Genomic DNA, 14,217 nt, shown 5'->3' on the forward strand with positions numbered 1-14,217 from the left:
TCATTCGATCTATAATTTTATTTTTTTATTATGTGCCGCAAGCTCCTTTGCTTTTTTAGCCTTAACCATTAACAATTAAGCATAACTTTAATAAGCGTTTTGTTCACACGACAAAACGCTTATTTTTATAATATATGCTAGAATTATGCCTCAAGCCATTTTTCTGAAGATGGATCTTCTCTCCACATTTTTAGCTTGTTAATATCTTGTTCTGTTACATACCCTTCTTTTGCAGCAACTTCAACAAGGGTATCGTAGTCACATAAAGAGTGAGATTTTATATTCGCTTCATTTAATTTAGATTTTCCTAGGGCAAGATCGTATGTAAAGATCGATACGATCCCAAGGACTTCACAGCCAGCTGCACGAAGAGCCTCTACTGCTGTAATAGCACTACCACCAGTTGAAATTAAATCTTCGACAACTACAACTTTTTGAGTTTCTGAAACTTTACCTTCAATCTGATTTCCCTTACCATGTCCCTTTGCCTTACTACGTACATAACACATTGGTAAATCTAATTTATCACTTACCCAAGCTGCATGTGGGATACCTGCTGTGGCAGTACCAGCTACTACCTCTACCCCAGGGTAATAATCTTTGATTAAAGAAGCAAGACCTTCTGCTATATCTGTTCTTATAGAAGGGAATGAGAGAGTTAGGCGATTATCGCAGTAGATAGGTGATTTTAACCCGCTTGACCATGTAAAAGGATCATTTGGTTGTAGATATACTGCCTTGATTTCTAATAGATGTTTTGCGATTGTTTGTTTCATTCCCCGATTTCCTCCCATGCTTTTTTTACATTTACATATGCTTCATAAGGATTCGTTGCCTTTGTAATACTTCTACCTACAACAATGGCTGTTGACCCTAAACGTCGCGCCTGATCAGGGGTTGCAATTCTAGTTTGATCATCTGACGAATCATTTTTCATCCGAATACCTGGGGTAACTGTCATAAAAGAAGTTCCTAGCTTCTGATGAAGACGTTCAACCTCATGTGTTGAGCAAACGACCCCTTCTAGCCCGCTTTCCTTCGCCATTTGAGCATAATGAAGAACAACATCATTTATATCTTCTTTAATCAAAAGCTCTTCTTCTACCATTGTTTGAGAAGTACTTGTTAGTTGAGTAACAGCAATACATAAAGGACGTTTTTTTCCTTCAGGTGTACCTGCTTCTAAGCCTTCAATTGCTGCCTGCATCATCTTTTTTCCACCTGCAGCATGAACATTGACTAAATCAACTTCAAGCTTAGCTAATCCACGCATCGCCTGTTTAACAGTATTTGGGATATCATGGAGTTTCAAGTCAAGGAAGATTTTGTGTCCTAATTGTTTGATATGTGAAATAATCGATGGACCTTCTTGATAGAACAATTCCATGCCTACTTTCACATATAGTGTTTCATTTTCAAATTGCTGCAGAAAATGATCTACTTCTTGACGATCTTGAAAATCAAGAGCTATAATGAGGGGTCTTCCCATTCACCTTCCAACTCCTTCCAACACATTCTGTTACATGCTCAAAACCAAGTTCTTGCAGCCTTGCAGGCAGCTGTTCGATAATCTCCGGACAGACATAAGGGTTAACAAAATTAGCTGTACCAACAGCAACTGCACTTGCTCCAGCATATAAAAATTCAATGACATCGTCCACATTTTGTACGCCGCCCATCCCAATGATTGGAATATTAACAGCCTGGCTAACTTCATATATCATACGAATAGCAACTGGCTTAATGGCAGGACCTGATAATCCACCGGTTTTGTTTGCAATAACTGGTCTGCCTGTTTTTAGATCAAGTCTCATGCCAATAAGTGTGTTGATCATTGTTAAGCCATCTGCACCAGCTTGCTCAATTGCTTTTGCCATTTCAACAATATTTGAAACATTTGGTGACAGCTTAACATATACAGGGACAGCAGACACTTCTTTTACTGCTTTCGTAAGCTGTGCCGCTACCTCAGGAATTGTTCCAAATGCAATTCCACCAGTTTTTACATTGGGGCATGAAATGTTCAACTCAAGTGCATGAACATTTGGAGCCTGACTAATTTTTTCTGCCACATATACATAATCCTCTATTTGTGAGCCAGCTACATTCGCAATAATTGGTACATCATACTGATTAAGCCAAGTTAGTTCTTCTGACATGACCTTTTCAACACCTGGATTTTGAAGCCCGATCGCATTCAACATACCAGCTTCAGTTTCAGCTACACGAGGAGTTGGGTTTCCAAAGCGAGGCTCTTGGGTACTAGCTTTAATCATGATAGAGCCAAGCTGACTTAAATTATAAAATTGACTGTATTCTCTTCCAAAGCCGAAGCAACCTGAAGCTGGCATAATTGGGTTTTTTAATGATAAACCAGGTAATTGGATGTCTAGCATGATAAAACCACCTCTCCAGCCTTAAATACCGGCCCATCACTACATACTTTCTTATATGTTGTTCCTGTTGGATCATCACCTGTGTGACATACACAAGCGAAACATGCTCCAACACCACAACCCATTCGTTCCTCTAAAGATAAAAATAGTGGTTTATGTCCATGAAGTTTTTCTAATGCTCTTAGCATTGGTGTAGGCCCACATGTATACATCGTGTCGAACTTTAGGCTATGATCTTTAATAGCATCTGTTACAAATCCCTTATAACCATAGGAACCATCGTCAGTTGTAATGATTGTCTCTCCCAATTTAGAAAACTCTTCTTCTAAAAAAACTGCTTGTTTGGATTGGAATCCTAAAACATGCTGTACGTTAACACCTTTTTTTACCAATTGTCTCGATAATTCTAGTAATGGAGGAACTCCAATTCCACCGCCAACTAGCAACGCAGTCTGACCACTTTCCATTTGGTCAATTGGAAAACCGTTTCCTAATGGACCTAGTACATCGACTACATTTTCTACTGTTTTTTTAGAGAGGAGCTGTGTTCCAGCTCCTTCAGCACGGTAAATCATCGTAAATTGCTTTTGTTCTTTATTAATCTCAGAGATGCTAATCGGTCTTCTTAAGAGTGGTGTAGCTCCTTCTGATACCTTTAAGTGTACGAACTGACCAGGGTTTCCCATTTCTAACACAAGATCACCTTGTAGTGTTAGTTGAAAAATCTGTTCTGCTATTTTTTCATGCTTTGTCACAACCATCTGTTCTTTTTTTATCACGTTAAGCTCACCTCTAGCTGCTTGTTGATCTTTGGCATTGTATCTGTAGAGAATGTCATGGATTCAAGAACTCGTAAAATCGCTACAGCTGTATCTAAAGATGTTAAACATGGAATACCATTTTCTACTGATTCACGGCGAATTTTAAAGCCGTCTCTTGCTGGTTGTTTTCCTTTTGTTAACGTGTTGATCACAAACTGGGCTTCACCTTTTCGAATAACTTCTAATAAACTTGGTTCTTCTGCTCCAATTTTGTTTACTACTTTTGCTGGAATGTTATATGTTTTTAAATAACTTGCCGTACCGCTGGTTGCTAGAATTTGATAGCCAATTTGATGGAATCTTCTTGCAATCTCTAAGCCTTCTTCTTTATCTTTGTCCGCTACTGTTAATAAAACAGAGCCATGATTTTTAATTTGGATACCAGAAGCAACTAGAGCTTTGTAAAGAGCTTTTTCAAGGGTCACATCTTTCCCCATTACCTCACCAGTTGATTTCATTTCTGGTCCTAATGTAATGTCAACTCGGCGTAATTTCGCAAATGAGAAGACAGGAGCTTTTACATATACACCCTCACTCTCATGGTATAAGCCTGTTTCATAGCCAAGATCGGTCAACTTTGCTCCAAGGATCACCTTAGTTGCTAGGTTTGCCATTGGCACTCCAGTAATTTTGCTTAAAAATGGTACCGTACGGCTTGAACGCGGGTTAACTTCCAGGACGAAAACCTCACCTTTTGATAAAACAAATTGGATGTTTAAGAGTCCAATGATGTTTAAACCTTTTGCTAATTTAATTGTATAATCAATGATGCTGTTTTTAATTTCTTCAGATAAAGATTGTGGAGGATATACTGCAATTGAATCTCCAGAGTGAACTCCTGCACGTTCAATATGTTCCATAATTCCCGGGATTAATACTGTTTCTCCGTCTGAAATAGCATCAACTTCAATTTCCTTCCCTGTTAAATACTTATCAATTAATACTGGATGCTGCGGATTAATTTTTACAGCATTATTCATATAGTGTAAAAGTTCTGCTTCTTGGTAAACAATTTCCATCGCACGACCGCCTAGTACGTAAGAAGGTCTAACTAATACCGGGTAACCAATTCCCTCAGCTATTTTAACAGCCTGTTCCACAGAAGTAGCTGTTTTACCAAGCGGCTGAGGAATACCTAATGTTGCTAGTGTATGTTCAAATTTGTCACGATCTTCAGCGCGATCTAAGTCTTCAAGTGATGTACCAAGAATTTTAACTCCTCGAGCTTGAAGTTCATCAGCTAAGTTAATTGCTGTTTGACCGCCAAATTGGACAACAACACCTTTAGGCTTTTCAAGATCGATGATATGCATCACATCTTCAATTGTAAGTGGTTCAAAGTAAAGCTTGTCTGAAATACTGAAGTCTGTTGATACTGTTTCAGGATTGTTATTTACGATGATCGCTTCATAACCAGCTTCTTTGATTGCCCATACTGAGTGAACCGTTGCGTAATCAAATTCTACACCTTGCCCGATACGGATTGGACCTGAACCAAGGACAACAACACTTTCGCGATCAGTAACAATCGATTCGTTTTCATCCTCATAAGAACCATAGAAGTAAGGTGTTGCAGATTCAAACTCTGCTGCACATGTATCAACCATTTTGTAGACTGGGATAATATCAGCCTGTTTACGTAGCTCATAAACTTCACGATCATTTGTATTCCATAGTCTTGCAATCTCTGAATCTGCAAAGCCCATTTCCTTGGCTGTTTGTAGTGTTGTAAGTTCATATGGATTTTCTTGTATATGTTTTTCTTGAGAAATGATCTTTTCAATTTTCATTAAGAAGAATAGATCAATTTTACTCCATTCATTGATCGTTTCTTTTGTGACACCTCTTCTAAATGCTTCTGCGATGTAGAATAATCGTTCATCTCCTGCTTTACGAATTCGTTTTTCGATTAACTCATCCGTGAACTGGTCAGCATCTTTTAAACGTAGGTAATCAACATCTGATTCTAATGAACGAACAGCTTTTAATAGTGATTCTTCAAGTGTACGACCAATGGCCATAACTTCTCCAGTTGCTTTCATTTGTGTACCTAAGTGACGGTTTGCTGATTCAAATTTATCAAATGGCCAACGAGGTATTTTTGACACAATATAATCTAATGCCGGCTCAAAGCATGCATATGTTCGACCTGTAACAGGGTTTTTCATTTCATCTAGTGTAAGACCAACAGCGATTTTCGCCGCAAGCTTGGCAATCGGGTAACCTGTTGCCTTTGAAGCAAGTGCAGAAGATCTACTTACACGCGGGTTAACCTCGATAATATAGTAGTTGAAGCTATGAGGGTCAAGTGCTAGCTGAACATTACATCCACCTTCGATTTTTAACGCACGTATGATCTTTAATGAGACATTGCGTAATAATTGATATTCACGATCACTTAGCGTTTGACTAGGTGCAAATACAATCGAGTCACCAGTGTGAACACCAACTGGATCAAAGTTTTCCATATTACAAACAACGATCGCATGGTCACTTGAATCACGCATCACTTCATATTCGATTTCCTTGAAACCTGCAATACTTTTTTCTAATAAACATTGTGTGACAGGGCTGTTTTTCAAACCACTTGTCACAATTTCAATAAGTTCTTCTTCGTTTTCACAAATTCCGCCACCAGTTCCACCTAATGTATAAGCTGGTCTAACGATAACTGGATACCCAATTTGATTAACAAACGCTTTTGCTTCCTCTAAATTATGAATGATTTCACTTTCAGGTACAGGTTCATTTAATTCATTCATTAATTGTCTAAAAAGATCACGATCCTCTGCTTGCTTAATCGCTGAAAGTTTTGTTCCTAAAATTTCTACTCCACATTCTTCAAGTACACCAGATTCAGCAAGCTCAACTGCTAGATTTAACCCTGTTTGGCCACCAAGCGTTGGAACAAGAGCATCTGGACGTTCTTTACGAATAATATTGCTTAAAAACTCTAATGTAAGGGGCTCGATGTAGACTTTATCTGCAATTTCCGTATCTGTCATAATCGTTGCTGGATTTGAGTTTACTAGAACAACTTCATAGCCTTCCTCTTTTAACGCGATACACGCTTGTGTTCCCGCATAATCGAATTCTGCTGCTTGACCGATAACGATTGGACCTGAACCGATAACAAGAATTTTATTGATGTCTGTACGTTTTGGCATTATAGAACCCCTTCTTTCTTATTAGCTTCAATCATAGTTAAAAATTGATCAAATAATCCGTTCGCATCCTCTGGACCAGGTGAAGCTTCTGGATGATATTGAACCGTAAATGCAGGTGATTGTTTATGTTTTAATCCCTCAACTGTTCCATCGTTTAAGGCAATATGAGTAACTTCTAAATCAGTTGCTTTAATAGATTCTTCCCTCACTGTATATCCATGGTTTTGAGAAGTGATATCCACTTTACCTGTGCTTAACTCTTTGACAGGGTGATTTGATCCACGATGACCAAACTTCATTTTTTCTGTATCAGCTCCACAAGCTAGAGCAAATAGCTGGTGACCTAAACAGATTCCGAATAAAGGTACCTTCCCTAAAACACCTTTAATCATTTCAATAGCTTCTGGTACATCCTTTGGATCTCCAGGTCCGTTTGAAAGCATAATTCCGTCAGGATTTAACTGTAATACTTCCTCTGCGGTAATATTATGTGGAACAACGACGATATCACAATTTCTTTTATTCAGTTCTCGTAATATACCGTGTTTCATCCCAAAATCAACTAATACAACACGATGACCTCTACCTGGGCTAGGATATGCTGTTTTTGTTGATACAACTTGAACTTGGTTTGTCGGTAGTTCCGTTCCCTTTAATTTTTGAATCACTTCTTCAGGGTTTGCATCAGCTGAACAGATTGCTCCCTTTAACGTTCCATGCATACGAATGATTCTCGTTAGCTTTCTAGTATCAATTCCTGCAATACCAGGTATATTTTTCATTTTAAAATATTCATCAATTGTATATTCACTTCTCCAGTTAGAAGGATAATCACAAAATTCTTTTACAACAAATCCGTTAATAAAAGGTGTAATTGTTTCAAAATCATCTCGGTTAATCCCATAGTTTCCGATTAACGGGTATGTTAATGTTACGATTTGACCACAGTATGATGGATCCGATAAAATCTCCTGGTAGCCTGTCATCCCTGTGTTAAAGACAACCTCACCGAAATTTTCTTTATCACTTCCAAATGCGTCACCTAGAAATACTGTTCCATCTTCTAATATTAATTGTCTTTTCATACTGTGATGCCTCCCTTTTCCCATGCAATGTTTCCATCTACGATTGTTAATGTTGGCCAGCCCTTACAGTTCCAGCCAGTGAACGGTGTATTTTTTCCTTTTGATAAGAATTCATTTGGATCAATGCTTGCTTCATTGTTTAAATCAAGTACAGTTATGTCAGCTGCTTCACCAACTTTTAGTGAGCCTCCTGCTAATCCAAACGCTTTTGCAGGTTCAATAGTTAAAAAGTCAATTAGTTGTTTTAATGTTAATTTTTTCGTTAACACGAAGTGGGTATATAATAGTGGGAATGCTGTTTCTAGCCCAACGATACCAAATGGTGCAAGCTGCATGCCTTCTGCTTTTTCCTCTGCTGCGTGTGGAGCATGGTCTGTTGCAATAAAATCAATTGTTCCATCTAGTAAACCTTCAATTAACGCCTCTTGATCTGCTTTTCCTCTTAAAGGTGGATTCATTTTAAAATTCGGATCAAGATCCGGAATATCATCTTCACATAGTAACAAGTGGTGTGGTGTAACCTCTGCAGTTACTTTGATACCGGCACGTTTAGCATCTCTTACAACACGAACAGATTCTTTTGTACTAATATGACACACATGGTAATGACAGCCTGCAGCTTCAGCAAGAAGGATATCTCTTGCAATATGAACAGACTCACAAACTGATGGGATACCGTTTATTCCATGCTTTCTTGAAAATTCTCCTTCATGGACAGATCCTTTGTTAATTAATGTATTATCTTCACAGTGTGCAACAATAGCTGCGCCAATCGAAGCTGCCTCTTTCATAGCCTCGAGCATTTTACCAGCGGATTGAACCCCTACTCCATCATCAGTAAAAGCGAAAGCACCTGCTTCTTTTAAGCTTTTAAAGTTTGTTAGTTCTTCCCCTAATTGTCTTGTTGTAATAGACGCATAAGGTAGTACCTTTACAACTGCTGTTTCTTTAATTCGGTTTTGAAGCCATTCCATTTGTTCTTTTGTATCTGGTACCGGGCGAGTATTTGGCATTGGCGCAATCGTTGTAAAGCCGCCTCGAGCTGCACTTTTTGTTCCTGTTTCAATTGTTTCTTTATGCTCTCCGCCCGGCTCTCTTAAGTGAACGTGCAGGTCAATAAAACCTGCTGAGATAAGTTGCCCATCTGCGTCAATTAATTTACAACCATCTGTCGAAAGGTTCTCTCCAATTTCAACAATTTTGCCCTCTTCTACTTTTACGTCAGATTTTTTCAACTCACCAAGCTCATCTAAAATAAATCCATTTTTAAGAACAAATAACATGTTTCATTACCTCCTGAGTTTGCTCAATTTGTTGTAAAGCTCTTTTTAATACAGCCATTCTAGTGAATACGCCATTTTCCATTTGTTTAAAGATTCTAGAACGCTCGCATTCTATCAAATCTCCATCAATCTCAACTCCACGATTGACTGGTGCTGGATGCATGATGATCGCATGCTTTTTCATTTGTCTTTCTCTTTCTTTCGTTAATCCATATTCTTTTAAATAATCTTCTGCATGATCCTTTTCTTCATGTCTTTCATGTTGAATTCTTAGAAGCATCACAACATCTGATTGTTGGATGGCTGTATGAACATCCACATATTCACCATAAGTATTTGTTGGATCTTGCCATTTCTCAGGGCCAGAGAACAGTACTTTTGCACCCAATCTTGTCAGGACTTCTGCATTGGATCTTGCAACACGGCTATGCCTTATATCACCGTGGATCGATACATTCAAACCTTCAAAATGACCAAATTCTTGTTTTATTGTGAGTAGATCTAAAAGTGATTGTGTTGGATGATGGCCACAGCCATCTCCAGCATTGATAACCGGGATGGAAACTTTATCAATCAAATCCTCAAAAAAGTGATCTTGTTGATGCCTTATCACAACTGCATTTGCTCCGATCGCTTCAAGTGTTTTTACCGTATCATACAAGGTTTCACCTTTTTGAACACTCGAATGTTCTGCTGTAAAATTCAAAACTTGAAGTCCTAATTTCTTTTCAGCTACTTCAAAACTAAAGCGTGTTCTTGTACTCGGCTCAAAGAATAAGTTTGAGACAAATACTGCACTTGTTGGTTTCCACCCTTTACCAAGTCGATATTGTTCTGCATCTTCTAAAATTGCGTGTATTTCTTCATTTGAAAGCTGGTTCATCATAAGTAGGTTTGACATGCCCAACCACTCCTATATTCCTATTTTTAGAGAAAAGCTTTTTTCTAGTTTGCCTTCTCTTAAAAAAAACACCCTGAACTTGAACATCAGGGTGTTTTTAGGTAGAGCAAATGAAGGTATAGATATACCTTTGTTTGCCTTACACCCTTTTAAGTCTCTCTGGACTTTTCTTTAAAAGATCTAAGCCAATCTTATGCTGTTTCTTTATTTATTGTTTCGTCACTTTCAGAAGGTAGTACTAAATTTAACACGATTCCGATGATTGCAGCTAATGCCATACCATGCAAGTCGAAATTACCTATTTTCAGAGTTGCTTCACCAATTCCAATGACCAAGATGACAGATGTAATAATAAGATTTCGTTTATTTCCTAAGTCTAATTTGCTGTCAATCATCATTCGCAACCCAGAAGAAGCGATAATCCCGAATAACAGGATGGATACCCCTCCCATGACAGGAGTAGGGATCGAACTAATCAGAGCTGAAACTTTACCGATAAATCCGAAAAGGATAGCTAATACTGCCGCGCCTGCAATTACAAAGACGCTATAAACTCTTGTGATAGCTAACACTCCGATATTTTCACCATAAGTTGTGTTTGGAGGGCCACCGATAAGTGCCGCAATCATTGTCGCTACACCATCACCTAATATCGAGCGGTGTAAACCTGGTTTTTCGATATAATCTCTGCCTACTACTTTTCCTAACACTAACTGGTGTCCGATATGCTCTGAGATTGTTACGACTACTACCGGTACCATCAGCAGGACAATGTCAAGTGTGATGGTTGGTGTATAGTCAACAAAAGGGAAAACAAAGTTTGGCAATTGAAGCCATTTCGCCTCGATAACACTTTTAAAATCAATAATACCAATTACTAGAGAGTATATATAACCACCCGCAATTCCGATTAGGACTGGGATTAAGTTGAAAAACCCTTTTAGGAAGATGGAACATAAGATGGTAATTAATAATGTTACTAAAGCTACTGAAAAGTATTTTAAGCTATATTCTCCTGCAGGATCGTTTGTTGCCATTCCAACCGCTGTTGCAGCTAAGCCTAAGCCGATAACAATAATGACAGGGCCGACAACAACCGGCGGGAGAATCTTCATAATCCATTTATGTCCCGTTCCTTTGATAAGGAGTGCTATTATTCCATATACTAGGCCAGCTAAAAAGCTTCCGACCATTGCAGCCCCTATGCCGGCTGATGATTTTGCAACGATAATTGGTGTAATAAAGGCAAAGGATGATCCGAGATAGGCTGGTACTTGACCTTTGGTTATAAGTAAAAAGGCTATAGTACCTAGACCGCTTGATATTAGCGCTACTGCAGGATCTAACTCAACTAAAAACGGTACAAGGATTGTCGCACCAAACATTGCAAATAAGTGCTGAAAGCTTAGAGCAAGCCAGGTAAATGGTCTAGGTGCATCTTTTACATCTAATACGATCTGTTCTTCTTTCATTTTTTAAACCTCCGGTGTGAATTCATTCTTTGGTAGCTAGTATGTTTGAAAGAAAAGTTTTTATTTAAACAAAAAACCTCTTTGCTTGTTTTGAGTGCAAAGAGGTACAAAAAGATAAGCAGTCTATATGTTGACCACATCTTTATGTCCCCTTTGCTGCCTCTCTGGACAAGTCTTTAAAGGGTAAAATTATTCATTTTCATGGATTGTTACTTGATCTTGTTGGTCGGCTTCTTTCAGTTCAACAACAATTTTTTCTGAGCTTGATGTTGGAATGTTCTTGCCAACATAATCTGCCCGAATTGGTAATTCACGATGACCTCTATCAACTAATACAGCTAGTTGAATATTGGCGGGTCTTCCTATATCAACAAGAGCATCCATAGCAGCTCTTACTGTTCTGCCTGTATATAAAACATCATCAACTAAGATGACTTTTTGATTAGTTACATCAACTGGAATATTAGATCCCTTTACCAAAGGCTCTTGGTCCTCTGTCTTTTTTGACAGGTCATCTCGATAAAGAGTAATATCTAACTCACCTATGGCAATCTTTTTCCCTTCAATCTGTTCGATTCTTTCAGCTAGTCTATTCGCAAGATAAATGCCTCTTGTTTTAATCCCGACTAAGATGCTATTTTCAATTCCTTTATTTCTCTCGATGATTTCATGAGCGATTCTTGTTAGTGCTCTGCGGATTGCTTGCTCATCTAATAAAACTGCTTTTTGAGACATCCTCATTCTCCTTTCGTTTCTTAACCTCTGAAAACGAAAAACCCTCTCACCGTTTACAGTGAGAGGGTTAACGAAGACATAATTAGACCGAGTCAATAATAGACTCTGTTGTCTTATCCGTTTTCCTTCTCAGCCTCACGGGACTGTGTTAAAGGTTCTTCTTAAGTTATTTACATTATGACAAACATGTAGAAATGTGTCAACGATTATTTTTAATTTGTTCTAAAACACTGACAAACTCATCTGGTAATGGTGCCTCAAACTCAAGGTATTCCTTTGTTCTAGGATGCTCAAAGCCAAGGATCCCCGCATGAAGCGCCTGTCCATTAATTTGCAGAGTCTTTTTTGGTCCATATTTAGGATCTCCTACTAGTGGATATCCGATATATTTCATGTGAACACGAATTTGATGTGTTCTACCTGTTTCAAGTTGACACTCAACAAATGTATATTGGTCAAATCTTTCTAATACATGAAAATGGGTTACAGCTTCTTTACTGCTGACATTCGTAACAGTCATACTCTGACGATCAACCTTATCACGTCCAATTGGAGCATTAATTGTACCATGGTCATGCTGAATCACTCCATGAACAAGAGCTTTATAGCGCCGAGTAACGGTTTTGTCAACGAGTTGTTGCACTAATGATTCGTGAGCCATATCGTTTTTCGCAACCATGAGTAATCCAGACGTATCTTTGTCAATACGGTGAACAATTCCAGGTCTTAGTACACCATTAATACCTGAAAGATCTTTACAATGTGCCATTAAACCATTCACAAGAGTGCCGCTCATATGTCCTGGTGCAGGATGTACAACCATCCCTTTAGGTTTATTAACAACTAAAACATCCTGATCTTCATAATAAATATCTAAATCCATTTCTTCTGCATTAACGTCTAATGCTTCAGGTTCCGGTATTTCAACAGTAATATTATCATCTACTTGGCATTTATAATTCGTTTTTATTAAGCGGTCATTTACTTTTACTAGTCCGTTTTTAATCCAAAGCTGTACTTGTGTACGTGACCATTCTTCATTAACTGAGGATAAAAACTTATCAATTCTTTCATTTTTAGACTCTTCATTTACTTGTAATTCAAACGTATTCATTAAGCTTGCTCCTTCTCTTTCCCTTCAAAAAACAACATATGAATAAATAGTAATCCAACTCCAATACATAAAGCAGAATCAGCTATATTAAAAATCGGGAAGTCATATGAAAAGATGTATGTATTAATAAAATCGACAACTTCTTTCCGGAATAAACGGTCAATGAAATTACCAATTGCCCCACCTAGCATAAAACCTAGTGCAATACCCATAACCTTATTTTGCTTTGTATGTTTTTGGATATAATAAATTAATCCTGCGATGACAACCGCTGTAATTATATAGAAAAACCACATTTGTCCTTGTAAAATTCCCCACGCTGCTCCTCTGTTTCGATGAGATGTAATGTAAAGGAAATTTTCAATAACAGGAATATGATCACCAATCTCCATATTTTTTACAATTAACCATTTTGTTAGTTGGTCAATGATGATGATCAAAGCGGCAATTATGTAATAATACACGTTTTTCCCCAACTTTCTATGTTCAATTTGTACAAGGTTTATCCTTATGAATTGTACCATAACAAAAAAGAAAGCGTAAAGAAGTTACGAAATCGAACATAATTTGTTCAATTTTGAGAACAAAAGCGCAATCGTCTTGATCAGCCTAGGGCAAATAAAACGAATTAGAATAAAAGGCGTTCTTTGCCTTCAATTCTAAATTGGCTAGACCCCTAGAGGCAGTCTAAAAACGCGACGTCCTAAACGACTGCATTTACACATCCTGTGTTTCGAAGCGGATGCCTAAGCGCTTATCCACAATCGATGCATTTTATCGTTTCCTTCAATAAAAAAGCTCAAATTACTCACAATAGTAAGTAATTCGAGCTTTTGCTTAAAAATCACTACCTGTAATATATGTTTCTTCATGAGTATAATCATGGTGTGGAAGGGATTTTCGTTCAAATAATTCTTGGAAAAAGAAATCGTACTTTGTTCTAGCTGTTGGGAGTATCCTTAATTTTTCAAAAGGAATTTCTTCACCGGTTTCTTCACAATACCCGTAAAGGCCTTTATCAATTTTCATTAAGGCATGTTCTACATCTTGAAGTTCTTCTTTTATATGATGGATCAATGTTTGACTTTTGCCCTGATGATCATCACAAGTCATTTCAAACAAACTGTGTTCGAATAAACGTGCTCGCAGCTCCTCTTTCATCACTTGCAATTCATAGCGAATACCAGAAAATTTATTCAAGATGGACAACTCCTTATCCTGCTCATGATGTTAATATAGTTTT

General features: G+C 37.8%; 13 protein-coding genes. All 13 read right to left on the reverse strand.

All coding sequences use genetic code 11. The annotated features are described in order from the left end of the window. Positions 1–143: 143 nt before the first annotated feature. Complete coding sequence (gene pyrE, locus AC4GZ8_RS18630) at positions 144–776, reverse strand: orotate phosphoribosyltransferase (RefSeq protein WP_491083393.1); 633 nt, start codon at positions 774–776, stop codon at positions 144–146. After that, positions 773–1,489 carry an orotidine-5'-phosphate decarboxylase gene (gene pyrF / locus AC4GZ8_RS18635; protein WP_491083394.1) on the reverse strand — a complete coding sequence of 239 codons (717 nt, stop codon included), beginning with the start codon at positions 1,487–1,489 and terminating at the stop codon, positions 773–775. Before pyrF ends, pyrE begins: the two co-directional genes overlap by 4 nt. Next, entirely contained in the window at positions 1,461–2,396 is a 936-nt protein-coding gene (locus tag AC4GZ8_RS18640; RefSeq protein ID WP_491083395.1) for a dihydroorotate dehydrogenase, read from the reverse strand. The genes pyrF and AC4GZ8_RS18640 overlap by 29 nt, the downstream gene beginning before the upstream one ends. Next, the gene (locus AC4GZ8_RS18645; protein WP_491083396.1) at positions 2,390–3,175 is read right to left on the reverse strand and encodes a dihydroorotate dehydrogenase electron transfer subunit; all 786 of its coding nucleotides are present in this window, start codon (positions 3,173–3,175) and stop codon (positions 2,390–2,392) included. The genes AC4GZ8_RS18640 and AC4GZ8_RS18645 overlap by 7 nt, the downstream gene beginning before the upstream one ends. Further along, entirely contained in the window at positions 3,172–6,384 is a 3,213-nt protein-coding gene (carB, locus tag AC4GZ8_RS18650) for a carbamoyl-phosphate synthase large subunit (protein WP_491083397.1), read from the reverse strand. Before carB ends, AC4GZ8_RS18645 begins: the two co-directional genes overlap by 4 nt. Further along, positions 6,384–7,469: a carbamoyl phosphate synthase small subunit gene (locus AC4GZ8_RS18655; RefSeq protein ID WP_491083398.1), complete on the reverse strand. Its 1,086-nt coding sequence runs from the start codon at positions 7,467–7,469 to the stop codon at positions 6,384–6,386. Before AC4GZ8_RS18655 ends, carB begins: the two co-directional genes overlap by 1 nt. Continuing rightward, on the reverse strand, positions 7,466–8,752 hold the full coding sequence (gene pyrC / locus AC4GZ8_RS18660; protein WP_491083399.1) for a dihydroorotase: 1,287 nt from the start codon (positions 8,750–8,752) through the stop codon (positions 7,466–7,468). Before pyrC ends, AC4GZ8_RS18655 begins: the two co-directional genes overlap by 4 nt. Next, complete coding sequence (locus AC4GZ8_RS18665; RefSeq protein WP_491083400.1) at positions 8,736–9,653, reverse strand: aspartate carbamoyltransferase catalytic subunit; 918 nt, start codon at positions 9,651–9,653, stop codon at positions 8,736–8,738. The genes pyrC and AC4GZ8_RS18665 overlap by 17 nt, the downstream gene beginning before the upstream one ends. A gap of 191 nt (positions 9,654–9,844) precedes the next feature. Continuing rightward, positions 9,845–11,125: a solute carrier family 23 protein gene (locus AC4GZ8_RS18670; protein WP_491083401.1), complete on the reverse strand. Its 1,281-nt coding sequence runs from the start codon at positions 11,123–11,125 to the stop codon at positions 9,845–9,847. Positions 11,126–11,314: 189 nt separating this feature from the next. After that, positions 11,315–11,860, reverse strand: a complete 546-nt coding sequence (gene pyrR / locus AC4GZ8_RS18675; RefSeq protein WP_491083402.1) for a bifunctional pyr operon transcriptional regulator/uracil phosphoribosyltransferase PyrR — start codon at positions 11,858–11,860, stop codon at positions 11,315–11,317. Positions 11,861–12,059: 199 nt separating this feature from the next. After that, positions 12,060–12,974 carry an RluA family pseudouridine synthase gene (locus AC4GZ8_RS18680; RefSeq protein WP_491083403.1) on the reverse strand — a complete coding sequence of 305 codons (915 nt, stop codon included), beginning with the start codon at positions 12,972–12,974 and terminating at the stop codon, positions 12,060–12,062. After that, positions 12,974–13,438 (reverse strand): signal peptidase II, encoded by a 465-nt coding sequence (gene lspA / locus AC4GZ8_RS18685; protein WP_491083404.1) that lies wholly within the window; start codon positions 13,436–13,438, stop codon positions 12,974–12,976. The genes AC4GZ8_RS18680 and lspA overlap by 1 nt, the downstream gene beginning before the upstream one ends. Positions 13,439–13,811: 373 nt before the next feature. Continuing rightward, positions 13,812–14,135 (reverse strand): TraR/DksA family transcriptional regulator, encoded by a 324-nt coding sequence (locus AC4GZ8_RS18690; RefSeq protein ID WP_491083454.1) that lies wholly within the window; start codon positions 14,133–14,135, stop codon positions 13,812–13,814. Between the last annotated feature and the right edge of the window lie 82 nt (positions 14,136–14,217).

The organism is Metabacillus sp. RB-C-LZQ-3-1 (genome assembly GCF_058315175.1).